Below are 380 nucleotides of genomic sequence, written 5' to 3' on the forward strand. Positions count from 1 at the left end.
CTTTCAGCCTTTCGGCGTCAAGAGCAAAGTTTTTGTCGTTGTCGGGATATTCCCTTCCACCCGGCGCGCCCCGAAATGAAAACGGCGAGCCGTTGGACCCGCCGTGGCATTTCGTGACCCGCTTCGCTTTACCAGAGGTCGTAGCGCAGGCCGAATTTGATCTGGTGGTTGCTGATCCCCTTACGGGTGGGATAGGAGGTCAGGCTCTCGGCGGCCACATATTCCGCATTGGGGGCGGAGAAATACTGGTAGCCGAGGTCGACAAGAACATTCTTGGTCACTTGGTATGCAAGGCCCGCATTGAGCGTATAGGCGAGCGAGTATTGGTTTTTGTTGCTGCTCAGGACGAAATCGTTGGAGGAGTCGGCGCTGTCTGTGTA

General features: G+C 56.1%; 1 pseudogene. It reads right to left on the reverse strand.

Annotated elements, in window-relative coordinates:
* Positions 1-128: 128 nt before the first annotated feature.
* Positions 129-380: pseudogene (locus EN738_RS35145) on the reverse strand (porin family protein); the annotation flags it as partial.

It is taken from the genome of Mesorhizobium sp. M4B.F.Ca.ET.017.02.2.1, assembly GCF_003998955.1.
In the GTDB taxonomy this organism is placed as follows: domain Bacteria; phylum Pseudomonadota; class Alphaproteobacteria; order Rhizobiales; family Rhizobiaceae; genus Mesorhizobium; species Mesorhizobium abyssinicae.